Here is an 18,151-nt window from a genome sequence, read left to right on the forward strand (position 1 = left end):
TATTGGTTTTATTGTCTATAACTCACTGGAGAGTATTGTGATGAAAAAGAAAGGCCTCACGACTGCGTCTGGCGCACCTGTTGTCGATAATAATAATGTAATGACCGCTGGCCCACGTGGCCCAATGTTATTGCAAGATGTTTGGTTCTTAGAGAAATTGGCTCACTTTGACCGCGAAGTGATCCCTGAACGCCGTATGCATGCTAAAGGTTCAGGTGCATTTGGAACTTTCACCGTAACTCATGACATTACCCGCTATACCCGCGCTAAAATCTTTGCTTCCGTTGGTAAGAAAACCGATATGTTTGCACGTTTTTCAACAGTCGCAGGTGAACGAGGCGCTGCTGATGCTGAACGCGATATCCGTGGTTTTGCACTGAAGTTCTATACCGAAGAAGGGAACTGGGATCTGGTTGGTAATAATACCCCTGTTTTCTATTTACGTGACCCTCTAAAATTCCCTGACTTAAACCACGTAGTTAAACGTTGTCCGTATAGCAATATGCGCTCAATGGCTTATAAGTGGGATTTCTTCTCTCACTTACCTGAATCTCTCCACCAGCTAACCATTGATGTCAGTGACCGTGGTTTACCACGTAGCTATCGTAATATGCATGGTTTTGGTAGCCACACCTATAGCTTTATCAATAATGATAATGAACGTTTTTGGGTTAAATTCCATTTCCGCTGCCAACAAGGCATTGCTAACCTAATGGATGAAGAAGCCGAAGCCATTATTGGTAAAGATCGTGAAAGCTCACAACGAGACCTGTTTGATGCGATCAACAAAGGTGATTACCCACGTTGGAATTTGCAGATCCAAATTATGCCAGAAAAAGAAGCATCAACAGTACCTTATAATCCATTTGACCTCACTAAAGTTTGGCCACATAAAGATTATCCACTGATTGATGTTGGTTATTTTGAATTAAACCGTAACCCTGCCAATTACTTCTCGGATGTTGAGCAAGCTGCATTTAGCCCAGCGAACGTCGTTCCAGGTATTGGTTTCTCACCTGATAAAATGCTGCAAGGTCGTCTGTTCTCATATGGTGATGCACATCGCTATCGCTTAGGTGTTAACCACCATCAGATCCCTGTTAATACCCCACGCTGCCCGTTCCATAATTACCATCGAGATGGTGCAATGCGTGTTGATGGCAATAGTGGTAATGGTGTGACTTATGAGCCAAACAGTGCTGGCTTATTCCAAGAACAGCCTAATTTCAGTGAACCACCACTGACGATTGAAGGCGCTGCTGACCATTGGAACCATCGTGAAGATGAAGACTACTTTAGCCAGCCTCGTGCTTTATATGAATTACTGGATGATGCAGAACATCAACGCATGTTCAAACGCCTAGCAGGTGAATTAATTGAAGCGTCTGAAGAAACACAAAAACGCCAAATTGATTTGTTTAAAAAGGTGCATCCTGAATACGGTGCAGGTGTTGAAAAAGCGCTTAATGCACTTAAATAACGTTAGATAAAAATTAAGTTCGGGCTCTATGCTCTAAATAGTTCGAGATGCAGGAAGAAGACAAGCGAAGGCTGGTGAGCTGCATAGATAACTCTATGCCTCGGTGAGCGTAGCACGGTCATCTCCCTGCAACTTGAAATATAAAGAGTATATATTAGAGCCCTAATTATTTAACTCTCATTATTGATTGTATACCCAGTCTCTGACCTGCTTTCGAGAGACCTTAATGCCACTGCTTTTTAACTGACTTTCAAGTCGATAGAAATGTACAGGAAATTGATATGGCGTGAGTTTGTCTTTTAACCAATCCGCAATCTCACTTAATATCTGTGTCTCGCTGACATCCACCACTGCCACTCCTCGTTGCCCAAATTCTTTATCATCAATTGGTATAATAAAGCTCTGTTTTACCGCAGGATGGCTATTAATAACGGCTTCAATATCTTCTGGTTGGACACATTCACCACCACTGATAAACAGATTATCTAATCGCCCAAGCACTTGATATTCACCATCAATATAAGCTCCTTTATCATTAGTTTTCAACCAACCCTCAAGCGTATTGAGTGGTTTTATTTTCCCATCAAACCAATAACCAAGGGCTTGGCTATGCGACTTAATTTGAATTTCATCGTCGACTAATCTGACTTGTTTACCACTAAGAGGCAGGCCGACCCCTTTTCTACCATCGGCACGTTTAGCACACACCGTTGAAGCCATTTCTGTCATGCCATAACCACTCCAGCAATCAATTCCTTTGCTTGCGGCTAAATCAGTTAATGATGTTGGTATTGTCGCACCACCTAACAAAACTTGTTTTAGGGTTAATGAACGACTTTCTGTTTGCTCAAGCAGTCGCCATAATTGTGTTGGCACCAAAGAGGCATGACTGACCCCTTGTAACGATTCAATTAAACATGCTGATTTAACTGCTAATTTAGCGCCACGCAATAACCAACGCCATAAAATACCTTGCCCAGAAACATGAAATAACGGTAACGATAACAACCAACAATCATTCAATTGGTAGTCCATTGCCTGTAACACACCATTAGCGCTATCAAAATGCGCATACATACTATGCAGCGCCGCTTTAGGTAATCCTGTCGAGCCTGACGTTAAGATCAGGGTTGCGGGCTGTTCAATCATATGCTCAAAACATGGCAAATGGCTTATCTGCTGCGGATAAGAAGGATTCGTCTCTATAAATTGTAATTCGGGATATGAAAATAAATTGAGTAATCCATCATCAAAGTCAATAACGAAATCAATATCGAGGTGCGGTAATAAATCTTTCAGTAATAATTCAGGTTGTCGTGGATTCAGAGGTAACACCTTTGCACCACAACGTAATATAGCCAATTGGCTTAAGAGCAGTTGTGGGCTATTTTTCCCGCGTAAGATAACAGTCTGGCTATTACGTAGCCCCTGCTGATAAAAACACTCAGCAAGCGCGGTAATTTTTTCGGATAACTGCAACCACGTCAAAGCGCTATCATCCGTTAGCAATGCAATAGCACTAGGTTGTTGACTGGCCCAGTGCTGCCAAGGCCAGTCATTAAAACGTGTTAACTCTGCCATTCGATTGTTAATTCATCAAGCTGTGTAACCGGAAGTGAGCTATTAGGCCAAGTTCTAATTAATTGAGACTGAATTAAATCAAGTGTATCTAGCCCCGGTATCGTATGCGGTGTTAGCTGATGTGCGATACGAGCTAATTGTGTTAGCCCAAAGCTCGTTTCTATTGATGAGCTGATCACCGCTTGCAAACCATGTTGATGTGCCTCAGTCACCAATTGACGACAATAGGTTAAACTCCCCGTGAGCGTAGGCTTGATCACTATCGCAGCTACCCCTGCTTGCGCTTCGACTTTGAAATTAGCTTCTCTAACACTTTCATCCCACGCAATGGCAATACCCGTATCTGCGGCATATTGCAGTGACTCTTCCCGCGTTTTGCAAGGCTCTTCAAGAAAGTCGATGCGGTGACGATATTCAGGATTAACGTATTTCGCAAAACCCTCCGCTTTGGCTCTTGTCCAACTGCGGTTTGCATCAAGACGTAATTTCAAGTCAGGTACCGCTTCTAGCAGCAAGTTAGTGACCATACCGTCACGTACCGCTTCATACAACCCAACTTTGACCTTAGCAATCTTTTCACCTTCCATTGCATCAAGGCGTAAAATAAGGTCGTCAGGATCACCACTACACAGTGGCGCTTTACGGTAGTCTGCTTGCTCGGGTAGTTCACCTGATAATTCAGCTAAGGCACAGCTGCAACCAAAAGCAACCGATGGTAAAAGGCTATCTATCAAAGGCTGCCCACTTACCCACTCCGTCAACTTTTGTTTTGCTTCTTCGGTGGCTTCAGCTAATGTTTCTCGACTAAACTCAGGAAGGGGCGATATCTCTCCCCAACCTACGTTCTCCCCATCCTCTAAGCGAACCAGCAACCCATCACGAGTTTTTAGGCGTTGGTAACGCAGGATAACGCCTGCCTCCATCGGCAGGCTAAACGCGTAAAGTGTTGCCTTACGCATTATGGGTTACGCTTATATTTAGAGAAGTCAGGCGCACGTTTTTCATTAAAGGCATTACGGCCTTCTTGACCTTCTTCGGTCATGTAAAACAGCATAGTTGCATTACCTGCAAGTTCTTGTAAACCAGCTTGTCCATCACAATCTGCATTTAAAGCTGCTTTCAAACAACGTAATGCCATTGGGCTATTTTCTAACATTTCACGGCACCAACGCACTGTTTCTTTTTCCAGTTCAGCGTAAGGAACAACCGTATTCACCAGCCCCATATCTAATGCTTCTTGTGCATTGTACTGACGGCATAAGAACCAAATTTCACGAGCTTTTTTCTGGCCAACGATACGTGCCATGTAAGAAGCGCCCCACCCACCATCAAAGGAGCCGACTTTTGGCCCTGTTTGACCAAATACGGCGTTCTCTGCGGCAATCGTCAGGTCACACATCATGTGCAGTACGTGACCGCCACCGATGGCAAAGCCTGCCACCATCGCAACAACCGGTTTAGGGCAAGTACGAATTTGGCGTTGAAAATCCAATACGTTAAGGTGGTGTGTACCACTTTCATCACGGTAGCCGCCGTAGTCACCACGGATTTTTTGATCGCCACCAGCACAGAAGGCTTTTTCACCTGCGCCAGTCAAAATAATGGTGCCTACCGTGTCATCATAACGTGCATCAGACAACGCTTGGATCATCTCTTTCACGGTTTGTGGGCGGAATGCATTACGTACTTGCGGACGGTTAATGGTAATTTTTGCAATCCCTTCAGGTGATTTATGATACAGAATATCATCAAACCCCTCAGAGCAATCTTGCCATTCAATCGGAGCATAGAGCTTTTCTTCGCTAGGATAAATCATTATCAGGTTCCTTTAACCACAAAGTGATAAAAAATGGTGAAGCGCAGTTGCATAGTCATGCGGATTTTCACGATGAGCATTATGCCCTGCATTGTTAATTAGCGTAATCGGCAAAGCATATTGTTGCGAAACGCTTCGAAATTTTTGGTCTCGTTCGCCACAAAAATAGCGAAATGGTATCGAGAGCTCAGATAGCTTGTCGGCTAAAAAAGGTTGTTTGGCTAATGAGGTATTTTCTAAAATATTCGCAACCGATTGAGGATTGTTTTGCTGGCGTAATAATACTAATTGTTGGCGTTCATTAGCGGTTAAATGAGCAAAAACCGCTTGTTGATACCAATCATTTAGCACTATTTCAATCGGCTCAAAACGAAAACGTTGCGCCCATTGATGATCGTTTTTCTCTCTTTGAGCACGCAGAGCAACCTCATTTAGCCCGACATTTCCGCCTTCAATAATCAAACCACATAGCCCATCAGTCTGATAGTAACATGCATAGTGCATTGCTAAACGCGCACCCAATGAGTAACCAATAAGATAATATTGTGAAATACCATGATGTTGTATTACCTGAGCTAGCTGCTGATCAAAATCAGCAAAACCATGACAATCTATGGAGCTAGAGGCTCCGTGCCCCGGTAAATCTATACGCAGAGAGGGATAATTTGGACAGAGATCAACAATAGGTTGCCATTCATCAGCACTGCCTAGTAATCCATGTAGCCAAATCAGCCACGGTCCTGATTGGTGTTGATTATCACGGTAGGCCGCTAACATCAAAGGTTACCTACTTCATCAAGTAACTGTTTGAATGTGCGCGCCCCTTCATCGCTATCGACAACTAATTCGATCAATAACGTACCTTGTTGATTATGCCAAAACTGCTCAACAACATTGAGTAATGATAACCAATCTTTTGGAGCCTCATATTGCAAGCCAAACATCAAAGCCGCGTGCTGAAAATGAACGTTTTGTGGCATGCAGTAGTAATCTTGTCGTGTTTTTTCAGGCGTTGGCAGCATCGAAAAAATTTGCCCTCCATTATTGTTCACTACAATCAAAATGGTTGGAGCAGAAGGTTCTCGCAATAATGCTAAACTGTTGAGATCATACAGAGCAGAAAGATCACCAACAATGCCCAATGTCGGTTTTGCTGTTGCTCGTTGTACGCCCGCCATCGTGGCAATTAGCCCATCGATACCACTCGCACCTCGATTACTATAAACCGGATATTCAGCAGGTAATTGAGCAAATGCATCAATTAGCCTAACAATAAGGCTATTACCAACAAATAATTGCCCTTTTGGTGCCAAAAGTTGTGGTAGCTGATGCGCAACCGCAGCTTCAGAAAATTGATGTTGTAATTGCTCTGTGACGTGCTGTTGCGTACGTTCTGCTAATGCTAATAAACCATCACACCAAGTACCGCGCGGTTGTGCAGGATGTTCATCAAGCCAGCCTTTGATAGAACAGGTTAATTTTCGACCATAATGATTTGCTGGGTCAAGACGCCCTTGGATCGTATCAATGACCCAGTATTCTTGTGGATGGCATTGAGCCTGCCATTGAAGTAAGCGTTTACCGGTTAAACTTGAGCCAAATTGCACCACTAATTCCGCTTGCTTCAGCCAATCTTGAGCTTGAGGATGAGCTAACCAGAGATCTGCACATGGGTAAGGCTGCCCTGTTTGCGAAAGAACATCACCAATTAATGGCCAGCCAAGCATTTTAGCCCAGTCAGCAACGCGTTGGCCATCCTGTTCATTCATTCTACCGGCTATCACGACACCTTTTTTTTGGCGCCAAAAGTACCAATCTGAAATATGCGCAACGGTATTTGTTAAAGGTTCACTTAACCAAGGTAAATTTGAATGCCACCAATCACCTAACTGTTGTTGCCACTCATAGGCTCCGTCTGTCTCACCGTATAATGGCTCTGCAAATGGGCAATTAATATGAAATGCACCTTGGTGTAACAAGTTCATGCCATTATCAATAGCACTGACTAGCCATTTTGCAGAAATATCTTCTGTTGGCCTTGGCAACATCAAGCTTTGCGTAGGATGCGAAGCGAATATATGTGTCTGACGAATAGCTTGGTTTGCACCGCAATCAATGAGCTCTGGTGGTCGATCTGCGGTGAGAAAAACGATTTTTTCACCCGTTAAGCCTGCTTCAATCAAAGATGGATATAAGTTAGCCACTGCGGTGCCTGAAGTTACGATCACACCAACAGGTGCTAAACTCGCTTTTGCTAAACCTAATGCAAGATGCCCTAACCCTCTTTCATCAAAATGCGTGTGACAATGTAATTTGTTATTCTTTGCCGCAGTTAAAGTCAAAGGGGTAGAACGTGAGCCGGGCGCAATACAAATATGTTTCATGCCATGACGGGTCAGCGCTTCGATAATAATCTCAGCCCAACGCATATTAAAAACAGAATTCGACATAATAAGCTCAGTAAGTTATTTATTATCAACAAGTGTAATGCGCTTAATAAAAATTTCTTGATCTTAGAACAATTTTTAGTGAACTAATTGAAAGCAAAAGAAAATAACCATTCTATTAATAAGGATATTAATCCTGTTCAAGCAATGATTTTAAACCCGCAGCCTTGTTTTCAATTTCAATCCATTCTTGTTCGGGATCAGAATCGCTGACGATACCTGCACCAGAAAATAGCGACAATTTTTGATGTTCAATTTGAGCGCAGCGTAATGAAACTGCAAATTCACTTTTATTAAGACTAACGAAGCCTCCCGTTCCGGCATACCAACGCCGAGAAAAAGGCTCATGTTCAGTTAAAAATTGTCGTGCAACTGCGCGAGGTAAGCCACACACTGCTGCGGTAGGCTGTAATCGTTGAAGGCATTCGCTATCTGATGAAGAGATCAGCGTTGCCGCAATCGAACGGTATAGATGTTGGATCTTACGTAAGCGAATTATTTTCGCTGGAGAGACGTCAATTCCTGTGACAATACCTTGTAGTTGTTGGCAAATATCATCAACGACAACTAAGTTTTCATGCTGGTTTTTACTGTCTTCCATCAACCATTTTGCATTTTGTGCCGCAATATTGTCATCCATATCATTAGCGACGGTACCTGCTAATGCCTCAGAATTTAATTGGGTTCCTTGACGCAAATACAGGCGTTCAGGTGTAGATGATAAAAAACCCGACTGTTTATCAAACGCCATCATAAAGTGATAACATTGATGATTCACTTGTTGGCTAGCCAATAAAAATTCAGCCACTGATACGGATTTTGACAAAGTGAGCTTAGTCTCCCGCGCCATCACCACCTTTTCCATATGGCCAGATTTCATGCGGGTAATTGCATCGCTCAACAATTCACACCATTGTTTTTTTTCTGGTGAATGCTCATAGCTTATGATTCGTGCATCTAAAGGAAGAACTGATGATGTAACAGGTTTAAGCTGCTTTAGAAATTCTATCGCAGCCAAGCGATCCTGTTCCCCCACGATATTAATAGTGATGGTGATTGATGAACGTTGACGAAAAATTTCTAAACGCGGTAAAAAATAATAAGCTGCATTCTGTTTATCAGCTTTTGTGATGCCATCGCCAAATGCATTCCAGCCATTTAGCCCCCATAGACGCATATCAGGGTAATCTGCATTAGCGGAGAGAAAAGCTTCTGCTGCATCAATATCATTAAATTCACATGCAGTGCCAATTGCACTACATTCATCAGTACCAGTACGCTGATACCAATAAAATTGTGGGTAGCAAGGCTGTTCAGATAGCCATTCAAGCCCTGGAAAAGCTGATTGCCCCTCAACTTTCCAGCATAAACGAGTCAAATTTTGATTATTCAATACCAATTCTGACAGTTGTTGAAGAATTCCAGTTACTAAATTATCTATTTTTTTATATGCCACTTTAGATCCCTACTGCCATCCCCACAAAGACTGTAGGTAATTATATAGTGCAATATAATTTATTGACACATTCATTATTCCTGACAATAGGTGTTACCAATAAAAAAATCAAATTTGCTTTAACAATAGCTTCCTATTTTATCAACAAGATATAGTCTATCTATTTGTATATTATGGCTAAATTTAAAATTGAATCTCTTTGATTTATATCAAATTTCATCACTAACTTAGCATTTATTACCCCAATAAACATGAAAATACGATGACTAATTAATACGCATATCGTAATAAGAATGAGCATTAACCTCCCCTAAATCAAATTAAGTTATCACTATTAACAATTTTGACAACGCTAGCGATTTACACAATTCAAATAAATCTCAATTATGTTGAGATAAATTATTCAGTGGATGAAGAAAAAATAGACATTTTCATTTTTAAATTAAAATAATAGAGATCTGAGTTAAGTATCACTAACTATATTATAATATATACAATACTCTATTGATTGATTGGAAGTAAAATCAATGATGATTATATTAATACGTCAATTTCTAATATATATTCTCATATTTTATTATCTTCTATTCTACAAACATTCAAGTAGCTTAGTCACTACTCACTGGGTATAAATAAATCTAAATTAATACATTACGTCATAGAGCATAGAATATTAATGTTTTTCTATTTTATTTTAAATAATAAATAAAAAAACGATTCAAATACAAACTTAAAATATGACGAGTCGCTATGAGTTAAGAGATTATATACCTATTATATTAACCCGTTATTAAATTGGAAACCAATCATTATGAGTGATACAAACTATGATAAAATAATTGAAAAAGAAAATATAGGAAATGTAACGCTTGCATTATTAACTAACCAAGATCCTCTTTCTGCCCGTGCCCCCGGAATTTTCACTCAACTCGATCTTATCAATATTCATAAATACATCAACTTTGCATTAACATTACCCACTTCTTCTCACGATATCTTGTCATGGTTTAAAATTAGTAGCTCAGCAAACTTTCCGCTTGAAATCAGCCACCTCACAAATACTATCCAACTAATTAATAGTCATGCAAAAACTTGGGATAATGTTGAACAACAAGTAAAACAGCAAGCGATTAATCTATCATTAACTAGCCGAAATATTGTTCAAACAGGTAATCAAATAGTCGATTATATTAATCACATGCCAATTGTCCAACAAATAGCAAACAGCTTAGATGAACTCTCTGCGGAAGAACTACGAAATATAAGATATCAAAATGACGATCAACAGATTGCTACAGAATTACTCAGCATTCTAGGTTTTATAAAAGATGATATTTTAAATCAAGCAGATAAGACATCAAAGATAAAAAATATTATTTCTGATTTTCGAGTACATATTATCGGAGGGAATTTATCTAACAATCAAGAAGTCGATTCTTTACTTTTTAAAATTAAATCGATTTATATGCAATTAGATTCTACTGATGATACTCATACAGAATCTAATCTAATTGAAAAGATCTCAGCGCTTAAACACGAAGTGATGATCCTCGAAAAAGAATATAAACATTTTGTTAAACTCAGTTTTACAGGGCTTGCTGGTGGTCTTATCGGTTTAATCATCACAGGAGGAATATTTGGTAGCCAAGCAGAAAAAGTTCGCCACAGGAAAAATGGGTTAATAAATCAAATTAGTGAATTAAATGAACAAATTAACCGCGACCGTTTTATGAAGAAAACAATCCTTGATATTCAAATTAATCTACAAAAAATTGAAGGCCATTTTAAAGATGCCCGCTTAGCCATTGACCATTTAGATTATATGTGGCTCGTGATATTAACAGAAATTAACCAATCGATAGAGACATTCTCTCGTATCGATAATGCTGAAAATCTTCTTAAATTCATTGCCCGTTTTAAAAAAATTATCACTGCATGGGTCTCAGTTCAAATATATGCAGATCAACTAGTCGAACTATTTGATGTTCAGCTCACTAAATCTTCTCAGGTTTAATAAAGGTAATCATATGTATACTATTGCAACGACTCCTGTTTTACCTAAAATTGAAATTTATCAAGTAAGAATGCTAACTAATAAAATTAAAAATTATAATCAAAGCATTATTAATTATGACCCTATTATTTTCAATCAAATAAAAAGAATATCTAACCAAGCCAGTCATCTAAATGAGTTAGTTAGAAACTCACTCCCTATCATGAAATTAAAAACTCGCTACATCATAAACAGTACTATGTACAATAGTTTCGCATATCATGAAACAAATCAATATCAAAAAAGCCTCAATGAACTAGAAACCATCGAGTTTATTGATGACCTTGCTGATCTTAAAGATGAAATTATCAAATTAAAGACACCATTGCGTACAACTATCGATTTTCTATCAGTATTGGAACTTGATGAAATAAATCAACTAAAACACCATTATTATACTCAAAAGAAAGCAAATCTTTTAATATCCATTGAAAACAATAATAAAAAGATAGAAGAATTCACTCAAGATATGAATATTATTATTAAGGCTGAAGAAGTCATATTAAATTATCGACTTTCTGATATGTTTGATAAAATTTTTCCAGAGATTTCTGTCATTGAGTCAATGGATATCCCACCGTCAAAGAAAGATTTAATAAAATTAGCGATCGATTGTGCCAAACGTCTTTTGGTTATTATTGATAATGGCTTAGATTTCATGAAACTCGTTGATGCTCGATTATATTTAACCGACCAGTTATTTGTTTTAAGGGAACAAGCTAGAGAATATAGTGAACGTAGTAATAAACTGGATTATTTACTGACATTAGCCGGTGATGTCACGAAAATAGAAAAAAATAAAAACAGTATTATCGAAAACTTCCAACAGCTACAGAGTTATTTACAACAATGGATTGATTATATAAATCATTGTTTAAATGAAGAAATAATGGATATCCATAAAGCGATAAAATCTTGTAATACTTTTATGGATTTTATCCTTGAGACAGAATATCAATATCAGCGCCAATTAGCCGATTAAAAAAAAGCGGCTACTCAAAGGTAGCCGCTCTGTTTAGCAATAATCAACTGTATTAATTACAAACTAATTACTGCTAATGCACTTGAAGCGATATTGATCAGAGGCTGTGGCCATACACCCATTAGGATAACGATGATAGCGCAAATTGCTGCTACAACAGTACCAAAAGTGGCTTTTGCAGGGCCAGTATAACGATCTGCATGCTCTGCATCACGGCTATACAAGCTTGCCATAAAGCGTAGGTAATAGAACAAACCAATAGCGCTACCAACAACGACTGCACCAGTTAACCACCATAGTTCCGCATTCACCGCAGAGATAATCACATAGAATTTACCAATAAATCCTAATGTAATCGGCACCCCTGCTAAAGAAAGCATCATCACGGTTAGCACAGTGGCTAATACTGGCTTATGCCAGAACAGACCACGGAAAGCACTTATATCGTCTTGGTCATCACCACGGTACGGACTAGATACAATACTAATCACACCAAACGCACCTAAACTTGCAAATAAATAGCCTGCTAAATAAATAGCCACTGTCACTTGCGATGCAATTGGGTCAACGCGTAATGCAACTAACGCAACAAGCAGGTATCCCATATGCGAAATTGATGAGTAACCAAGCAGACGTTTTGCACTTTTCTGAGTGATAGCCAACAAGTTACCAAACAGAATAGATGCTATCGCTATCACACTTACCACAATCGCTAAGGTATTACTTTGCGCTGCTGGTGCTTCCATAAAGATACGCATCAATACGGCAAAGATCCCTATCTTACTGCCTGTTGCTAAGAATGCCGCTACAGGAGCTGGTGCGCCTTGATAAACATCAGGTGTCCATAATTGGAATGGGAACAGAGACAGTTTGAAACCAAACCCAACGATCAGCATACCTAGACCGACTAATACGAGTGGGGCATGGATTTGGCTGTCAGTGAGGCTCTGGCCCACCGCAGAGAAGCTCAGGCTACCTGATTCTGCATACAGTAACGCGATACCAAACAACAAGAAAGAAGAAGCGGCAGCAGATAGCACCATATACTTGATACCTGCCTCCAGCGAGCGTTTACGCTCAAATGTGTAAGCCACTAAGCCGAACAGAGGTAACGAAATCAGCTCGATACCAATGAACATTGATGCCATGTGGTTAGACATTGAAAGTAATACCCCACCTGCCACTGCAATTGTCAGCAGCAAATGAAATTCATCTCTGTTGTCGTTGAAACCTTCCAACCAATGGAAGGCGAAGATGCTTGTTGCCATACCCGCAATCAAGACTAGTGCAGTGTAGAACATTGCATAGCCATCAACACGAATAAGCTGAGTGACTTCCATTGGCAAACTATCAGCAATAAAGAACAGTGATAGCAGCGCAACTGCGAAGCCAAATACTGTCAATGTGGCACTTGTTAGATGATCGCGTCGCCACGCAATGGACAGCATCACAACCACCGCCGTCAATCCGACGATCAACAGCGGGAGTATTGCGATCAATTGTTGAGGTGTTATTGTCATGGCGAATTACGGCCTTAATGTTGTAAGTGAAGCAGTGTACAGGTTATGTAATGTTTCCATCGCACCCGCTGAAGTATCTAACAGCGGTTGAGGGAAGAAACCGATGATAACCAGTAATACAGCCAGAGCTAGCAGCACACCAAACTCACGTGCAGTTAACCCTTTCATTTCGCTTTCGGACTTTGGTGTACCATAGTAAGTTTGTTGCATCATCCACAATGAATAAACCGATGCAAACACCACACCAAAGACCATAATGCAAGTCACTAAGGTGAACTGGCTGAATGTACCGAACAGGATCATAAATTCACCGATAAAGTTACCTGTTCCCGGCATACCTAATGTTGCAGCAGCGAAAAACAGTGACAAACCCGGTAACCATTTGATCCGTTTCCACAAGCCGCCCATCATGCGCATATCACGAGTCTGTGTGCGTTCATACAGCTGGCCACTGATAATAATCAATGCCGCACCTGACAGACCATTGGTGATCATTTGGATCACCGCGCCTTGGTACGCAAGTACTGAACTTGCATAGATAGCAACAGTGACAAATCCCATGTGAGACAAGCTACTGTAGGCAGCTAATCGTTTGATATCCGTCTGTTTAAACGCTAACCAAGCACCATAGAAGATGCTGATCACACCGAGTGTCATCGCAATTGGTGTGAATTCAATAGACGCTTCAGGGAACAGAGGCAAAGTGAAGCGTAGCAAGCCATAAGCGGCTGTCTTCAACATGATACCTGAGATATCAACAGAACCCGCCGTTGGAGACTGTTCTTGCGTATCTGCCATCCACCCATGAAATGGAACTAACGGCATTTTCACTGCAAAGGCAATAAAGAAACCTAGCATTAGCATAAAGCCAACAGTGCTAGACATCTGAGTGCCAAGCAACTCATTGTAGTTAAATGTCCACACGCTAGTATCACCGAAGTGGACTAATGCTAATCCAACAATCGACACTAACATAATCAAGCCGCTGGCTTGTGTGTAGATAAAGAACTTAGTTGCTGCATTAATATGTTGTCTGTTTTCTGCCCCTTTGTGCCCCCAGTTCGCAATCAGGAAGTACATTGGGATCAACATCATTTCCCAAAAGAAGAAGAATAAAAACAGGTCAACGGCCGTAAAGATCCCCATCACCCCTGCAATAATCCACAACAGGTTAAAGTGATAAGCACCTTGGTTAGCTTGGTTTTCGCTCCATGAACTGAGTACTGAGAAAGCACCCATAATCGCGGTCAATACCACCATCAGTAGCGATAAACCATCAATAGCAAGATGGAAATTAATCCCCAGCGATGGGATCCACGGCATAAAGAATACGGCTTGCCATTGTGGGATGCCTTGTGGGTTTGCCAGAGAATAATCTCCCTGCAACCACAGCTGGATTGATAATATTAATGTTATTCCCATTGAAGCCAGCGCAACCCAACGAGGTGCACGATGGCTGAATCGGTCAGCCTGCCAACTTAGCAGGCCTCCGATGAAGGGAATGAGTATTAGCCAAGGTAATAGCATGGCGCAATGTGTCCCTTAATTAAACCAAAAGCAGCAGAGCAAGAATCAGCACTGCACCCAGCCCCAATGAGGCAACATACCAACGGACTTGACCGTTTTCACTCACTGCTAACCCTTTATTTGCCCAACGAGACAAACAAGCAGGTAAATTCATCAATGAGTTAATTGGATCGCTTTCCAGCAACCATGCTACACCTTTGAAAGGTTTCACAAAGACAACATCGTACAGCCAATCAAAGCCCCACGCGTGATACCACCACGTAGAGAAGAAACGGCCCGGCGCGCTTTTAGCGATGCCTGTTGCGATAGAACGTCTGAACAGATAAATGAATGTCACAATCAACAGACCGATAACCGCGAGACTACCTGAAAGGATTTCCAACTGTAGTTTGCCAGCTTCATGCTCTAGCGGGTTAACAGGGAAAACACCTTCTAGCGGCTGGTGGATTTGTGCACCAATAAATGTTGCTAGAATAGCTAAAATGCCCAGTGGTACAGAGTGAGTAAAGCCTTTGACCTTGTGCGCTTTGATTTTCGCTTCGCCGTGGAACGCGATGAAAATCATACGGAAGGTATACATTGCGGTTAGCAGTGCACCGATGAGGCCGGCCCATAACAGAACGGTTTGCCCATCAACTTCAGCACCCCATAAAATCGCATCTTTACTGTAGAAACCAGCGGTAAACAGAGGCAATGCCGCCAATGCACTTCCACCAATTAACATCACAGCGTAGACGTAAGGGATTTGCTTACGCAACCCACCCATTTTGAAAATATTTTGTTCGTGATGACATGCAATGATCACCGAACCCGCTGACAAGAACAGTAACGCTTTAAAGAAAGCGTGAGTCATCAGGTGGAAAATTGCCGCATCCCATGCTTGCACACCAAGCGCCAAGAACATATAACCGATTTGACTCATGGTTGAATAAGCAAGTACACGTTTGATATCGGTCTGTACCAATGCAGCACAGCCTGCAAATAGCAGCGTCACACCACCAACAATACCGACTAAATGTAGAATTTCAGGTGCCATCAAGAACAACGCGTGAGTACGCGCGACAAGATATACACCCGCAGTCACCATGGTTGCTGCGTGGATCAGTGCAGAAACTGGAGTTGGACCTGCCATCGCATCAGCTAACCATGTCTGTAGTGGTAACTGGGCAGATTTACCTACCGCACCACCTAAGATCATTAAGGTTGCCCATGTGATTGCTGTGCCGCCTTCCGCCATTTTTTGTGGCGCCAGAACAGCCATTTCGCTGAAATTCAAGGTACCCAGTTCATTCCACAGAATAAACATACCGATAGCTAAGAACACATCACCAACACGGGTTACAAAGAAAGCTTTCATCGCGGCTTTGCCGTTATCTGGATTGGTATAGTAGAAACCAATCAATAGGTAACTGCACAGCCCTACCCCTTCCCAACCTAGATACATCAGCATCATATTATCAGCGAGGACTAAAACCACCATACTCGCGATAAACAGGTTCGTGTAGGTAAAGAAACGTGAATAGCCTTCTTCGCCACGCATATACCAAGAAGCGTACACGTGGATCAAGAAGCCAACCCCTGTCACAACACCTAACATTGTCAGTGAGAGGCCATCAAGGCGAAGACTAAATGGGATATTAAAGTCACCCACTGACATCCAAGTCCAAAGCAGCTCGGTATACGGAGGATATGCGCCGTTTGCAAGTACAGGTTGTTCTAAAAACTCAATACCCACATACAGTGCAACAACCGCTGCAAGGCCGACTACCCCAGCACCAATAATAGCTGAAACATTTTCTGACCAACGACCGCGGGAAAATGCGAGTAGCACAGACCCCAGTAGTGGCAGCAAAATGGTTAAATAGAGTAAGTTCATCCGCGCATCTCACTGACTTTATCAATATTCAGATTCTGACGATGACGATGGAGTTGCAGTAACAACGCCAATCCAATACTCGCCTCCGCAGCAGCCAGCGCAATGGCCAAAATGTACATAATTTGGCCGTCTGGTTGCCCCCAGAAACTCCCTGCGACAACGAAAGCTAACGCAGTTGAGTTAATCATGATTTCCAGTCCGATCAGCATGAACAGCAAATTACGGCGGATAACAAGACAGCTTAGTCCCATTACAAATAAAATCGCCGCTAAAATCAGACCATGTTGAAGAGGTATCATTATTGTTCCTCCGCATTTGCATTGGCATTGCTAACAATGTCAGCGCCGTTTTCGTAGCGGTCACGACCGACGTGGAACGCAACCACGAGACCAGCAAGCAACAGCAGTGACGCTAATTCAACCGCGAGGACATAAGGTCCAAACAGGCTGATAGCCACTTCTTTTGCACTGATCACCGTACCTGCAATACCTTCTTGGTATGACAAGCTAGTGATGCCATAAATCAATAGCGCTAATAGAACCAGAGACAAAATTGCCGGCCCGATCCAATTTTTTGGCGCTAACCACTCACGCTCTTGCTCTTGTACAGAGCGTCCGAGGTTGAGCATCATCACGACGAAAACAAACAACACCATAATGGCACCTGCATACACGATGATTTCTAATGCACCCGCAAAGTACGCGCCGAGTGAAAAGAACACCATGGACAGTGCCAGCAAAGAAACAACCAGATACAACAACGCATGTACCGGGTTAGTATTGGTTATCACCCTCAAAGTTGCTAATACAGCAACCAGACCGGCGATATAAAATGTAAATTCCATGAATATCGCTCCTTATGGCAACAGGTCTTTGACGTTAATCGGTTTGGCTTCGTTATCCGCTTCACCTTTGTCTTTACCTGCAATCGCCATACCCGATTTACGGTAAAAGTTATAATCAGGATATTTACCCGGACCTGAAATTAATAAGTCATCTTTCTCGTAAACAAGATCCTGACGACGCCATTCACCCATTTCAAAGTCAGGCGTTAATTGGATAGCCGTTGTCGGGCAAGCCTCTTCACACAAGCCACAGAAAATGCAGCGTGAGAAGTTAACGCGGAAAAATTCAGGATACCAGCGACCATCTTCATGTTCTGCTTTTTGCAATGAGATGCAGCCTACAGGGCAAGCAACCGCACACAAGTTACAAGCAACACAACGCTCTTCGCCATCTGGATCACGAGTTAGTACGATCCGACCACGGTAACGGGGTGGCAGGTACACAGGCTCTTCAGGATACATTTGTGTTTCACGTTTTTGGAACGCATGTAATCCAACTAACCAAATACTGCGTACTTGAGTGCCGAAACCGACCAATAAATCTTTCAATGTCATGGTTCAATCACCCC

15 protein-coding genes are annotated in these 18,151 nt (G+C 41.6%); 3 read left to right on the top strand and 12 right to left on the bottom strand.

What is annotated here, in order from left to right; all coding sequences use genetic code 11:
• Positions 1-40 precede the first annotated feature (40 nt).
• The gene (locus tag SC428_RS15150; protein ID WP_070929246.1) at positions 41-1,480 is read left to right on the top strand and encodes a catalase; all 1,440 of its coding nucleotides are present in this window, start codon (positions 41-43) and stop codon (positions 1,478-1,480) included.
• Between the two features lie 180 nt (positions 1,481-1,660).
• On the opposite strand, the gene menE is transcribed toward SC428_RS15150, so the two are convergent.
• The 6 genes from menE to SC428_RS15180 all read right to left on the bottom strand — a co-directional run bounded on the left by menE (position 1,661) and on the right by SC428_RS15180 (position 8,780).
• Positions 1,661-3,061 (bottom strand): o-succinylbenzoate--CoA ligase, encoded by a 1,401-nt coding sequence (menE, locus tag SC428_RS15155; protein ID WP_283125329.1) that lies wholly within the window; start codon positions 3,059-3,061, stop codon positions 1,661-1,663.
• Positions 3,049-4,020: an o-succinylbenzoate synthase gene (menC, locus tag SC428_RS15160; protein ID WP_070929245.1), complete on the bottom strand. Its 972-nt coding sequence runs from the start codon at positions 4,018-4,020 to the stop codon at positions 3,049-3,051. The genes menE and menC overlap by 13 nt, the downstream gene beginning before the upstream one ends.
• Complete coding sequence (gene menB / locus SC428_RS15165; protein WP_140178631.1) at positions 4,020-4,877, bottom strand: 1,4-dihydroxy-2-naphthoyl-CoA synthase; 858 nt, start codon at positions 4,875-4,877, stop codon at positions 4,020-4,022. The genes menC and menB overlap by 1 nt, the downstream gene beginning before the upstream one ends.
• Before the next feature lie 12 nt (positions 4,878-4,889).
• Entirely contained in the window at positions 4,890-5,654 is a 765-nt protein-coding gene (gene menH / locus SC428_RS15170) for a 2-succinyl-6-hydroxy-2,4-cyclohexadiene-1-carboxylate synthase (RefSeq protein WP_070929244.1), read from the bottom strand.
• Entirely contained in the window at positions 5,654-7,327 is a 1,674-nt protein-coding gene (gene menD / locus SC428_RS15175) for a 2-succinyl-5-enolpyruvyl-6-hydroxy-3-cyclohexene-1-carboxylic-acid synthase (RefSeq protein ID WP_070929243.1), read from the bottom strand. The genes menH and menD overlap by 1 nt, the downstream gene beginning before the upstream one ends.
• 127 nt (positions 7,328-7,454) lie before the next feature.
• On the bottom strand, positions 7,455-8,780 hold the full coding sequence (locus SC428_RS15180) for an isochorismate synthase (RefSeq protein WP_140187283.1): 1,326 nt from the start codon (positions 8,778-8,780) through the stop codon (positions 7,455-7,457).
• 811 nt (positions 8,781-9,591) lie between these two features.
• Between SC428_RS15180 and SC428_RS15185 the strand changes: the two genes are divergently transcribed.
• Both SC428_RS15185 and SC428_RS15190 read left to right on the top strand, forming a co-directional pair.
• A complete protein-coding gene (locus tag SC428_RS15185) occupies positions 9,592-10,794 on the top strand; it encodes an alpha-xenorhabdolysin family binary toxin subunit A (protein ID WP_140178637.1) in 1,203 nt (400 codons plus the stop codon).
• Positions 10,795-10,807: 13 nt separating this feature from the next.
• The gene (locus SC428_RS15190) at positions 10,808-11,815 is read left to right on the top strand and encodes an alpha-xenorhabdolysin family binary toxin subunit B (protein WP_140178639.1); all 1,008 of its coding nucleotides are present in this window, start codon (positions 10,808-10,810) and stop codon (positions 11,813-11,815) included.
• A gap of 56 nt (positions 11,816-11,871) precedes the next feature.
• On the opposite strand, the gene nuoN is transcribed toward SC428_RS15190, so the two are convergent.
• The 6 genes from nuoN to nuoI are packed head-to-tail and all read right to left on the bottom strand — an operon-like array spanning position 11,872 to position 18,137.
• Entirely contained in the window at positions 11,872-13,335 is a 1,464-nt protein-coding gene (gene nuoN, locus SC428_RS15195; protein WP_070929240.1) for an NADH-quinone oxidoreductase subunit NuoN, read from the bottom strand.
• Positions 13,336-13,341: 6 nt separating this feature from the next.
• Positions 13,342-14,862: an NADH-quinone oxidoreductase subunit M gene (nuoM, locus tag SC428_RS15200; RefSeq protein WP_070929239.1), complete on the bottom strand. Its 1,521-nt coding sequence runs from the start codon at positions 14,860-14,862 to the stop codon at positions 13,342-13,344.
• Positions 14,863-14,881: 19 nt separating this feature from the next.
• On the bottom strand, positions 14,882-16,738 hold the full coding sequence (gene nuoL / locus SC428_RS15205; RefSeq protein ID WP_070929238.1) for an NADH-quinone oxidoreductase subunit L: 1,857 nt from the start codon (positions 16,736-16,738) through the stop codon (positions 14,882-14,884).
• Positions 16,735-17,037, bottom strand: a complete 303-nt coding sequence (gene nuoK / locus SC428_RS15210; protein ID WP_004921109.1) for an NADH-quinone oxidoreductase subunit NuoK — start codon at positions 17,035-17,037, stop codon at positions 16,735-16,737. Before nuoK ends, nuoL begins: the two co-directional genes overlap by 4 nt.
• Positions 17,037-17,582, bottom strand: a complete 546-nt coding sequence (gene nuoJ, locus SC428_RS15215; protein ID WP_070929237.1) for an NADH-quinone oxidoreductase subunit J — start codon at positions 17,580-17,582, stop codon at positions 17,037-17,039. Before nuoJ ends, nuoK begins: the two co-directional genes overlap by 1 nt.
• Positions 17,583-17,594: 12 nt before the next feature.
• The gene (gene nuoI / locus SC428_RS15220) at positions 17,595-18,137 is read right to left on the bottom strand and encodes an NADH-quinone oxidoreductase subunit NuoI (protein ID WP_070929236.1); all 543 of its coding nucleotides are present in this window, start codon (positions 18,135-18,137) and stop codon (positions 17,595-17,597) included.
• Positions 18,138-18,151: the final 14 nt, after the last annotated feature.

Origin of the sequence: Providencia sp. 2023EL-00965 (assembly GCF_033550225.1) — a bacterium.
Classification (GTDB): Bacteria; Pseudomonadota; Gammaproteobacteria; order Enterobacterales; family Enterobacteriaceae; genus Providencia; species Providencia manganoxydans.

What these genes read in the sequence shown, in the direction of transcription:
- menD (WP_070929243.1), bottom strand. Translation starts at nt 7,327, where the DNA reads ATGTCGAATTCTGTTTTTAATATGCGTTGGGCTGAGATTATTATCGAA.
- menE (WP_283125329.1), bottom strand. Translation starts at nt 3,061, where the DNA reads ATGGCAGAGTTAACACGTTTTAATGACTGGCCTTGGCAGCACTGGGCC.
- menH (WP_070929244.1), bottom strand. Translation starts at nt 5,654, where the DNA reads ATGTTAGCGGCCTACCGTGATAATCAACACCAATCAGGACCGTGGCTG.
- nuoK (WP_004921109.1), bottom strand. Translation starts at nt 17,037, where the DNA reads ATGATACCTCTTCAACATGGTCTGATTTTAGCGGCGATTTTATTTGTA.
- SC428_RS15150 (WP_070929246.1), top strand. Translation starts at nt 41, where the DNA reads ATGAAAAAGAAAGGCCTCACGACTGCGTCTGGCGCACCTGTTGTCGAT.
- SC428_RS15185 (WP_140178637.1), top strand. Translation starts at nt 9,592, where the DNA reads ATGAGTGATACAAACTATGATAAAATAATTGAAAAAGAAAATATAGGA.
- menC (WP_070929245.1), bottom strand. Translation starts at nt 4,020, where the DNA reads ATGCGTAAGGCAACACTTTACGCGTTTAGCCTGCCGATGGAGGCAGGC.
- menB (WP_140178631.1), bottom strand. Translation starts at nt 4,877, where the DNA reads ATGATTTATCCTAGCGAAGAAAAGCTCTATGCTCCGATTGAATGGCAA.
- nuoJ (WP_070929237.1), bottom strand. Translation starts at nt 17,582, where the DNA reads ATGGAATTTACATTTTATATCGCCGGTCTGGTTGCTGTATTAGCAACT.
- nuoN (WP_070929240.1), bottom strand. Translation starts at nt 13,335, where the DNA reads ATGACAATAACACCTCAACAATTGATCGCAATACTCCCGCTGTTGATC.
- nuoM (WP_070929239.1), bottom strand. Translation starts at nt 14,862, where the DNA reads ATGCTATTACCTTGGCTAATACTCATTCCCTTCATCGGAGGCCTGCTA.
- nuoL (WP_070929238.1), bottom strand. Translation starts at nt 16,738, where the DNA reads ATGAACTTACTCTATTTAACCATTTTGCTGCCACTACTGGGGTCTGTG.
- nuoI (WP_070929236.1), bottom strand. Translation starts at nt 18,137, where the DNA reads ATGACATTGAAAGATTTATTGGTCGGTTTCGGCACTCAAGTACGCAGT.
- SC428_RS15190 (WP_140178639.1), top strand. Translation starts at nt 10,808, where the DNA reads ATGTATACTATTGCAACGACTCCTGTTTTACCTAAAATTGAAATTTAT.